This is a genomic window from Sphingomonas sp. CFBP 13706 (genome assembly GCF_014842355.1).
GTDB lineage: Bacteria > Pseudomonadota > Alphaproteobacteria > Sphingomonadales > Sphingomonadaceae > Sphingomonas > Sphingomonas aerolata.
The window spans coordinates 1-370 of the sequence record NZ_JACYVM010000083.1; the positions used below are offsets into that span (position 1 = coordinate 1).

The following is a 370-nucleotide window of genomic DNA, read 5'->3' on the forward strand; positions in this document are numbered from 1 at the left end:
TATCGGCTGTATACGGACGCGTCGCGGCAGGACGAAATCACCATCGGCAGGCAGATCAGCCTCGGCACCGCGGCCACCTCGGCGTTGACGCTGCCGATCTATGCCCGTGCGTCGAGCAATGGCCTGGCGCTGCCGGCGGGCACCTATACCGATACGGTACAGGTGACGCTCAGCTGGTAGCGGCGGTGCGCGCCGTCCGGGCTTTCCTCGCGGTGTCGGCGATTGCAGGCTGTGCGTCGGGGAGCATGGCCGAGACCAGCCGCACCTTCAGGGTCGGCGCGGTCATCGCCAATGGTTGCGCGATCAGCGCCGACACCGGGGGCAGTTGGGGATCGATCGACCTCGGGTCGGTGAACGGGGTCGATGGGGG

Annotated in this window: 2 protein-coding genes; one reads left to right on the forward strand and one right to left on the reverse strand. The window is 68.1% G+C overall.

Annotated elements, in window-relative coordinates:
* Positions 1–180, forward strand: a 180-nt coding sequence (locus IFS44_RS21755) for a spore coat protein U domain-containing protein (RefSeq protein WP_192100239.1), incomplete at its 5' end; no start/stop codon positions are given.
* Here the strand turns inward: IFS44_RS21755 and IFS44_RS21760 are convergent.
* A partial coding sequence (locus IFS44_RS21760) for a hypothetical protein (protein WP_192100241.1) occupies positions 170–370 on the reverse strand: 201 nt, incomplete at its 5' end. The two genes, IFS44_RS21755 and IFS44_RS21760, sit on opposite strands and share 11 nt — an antisense overlap.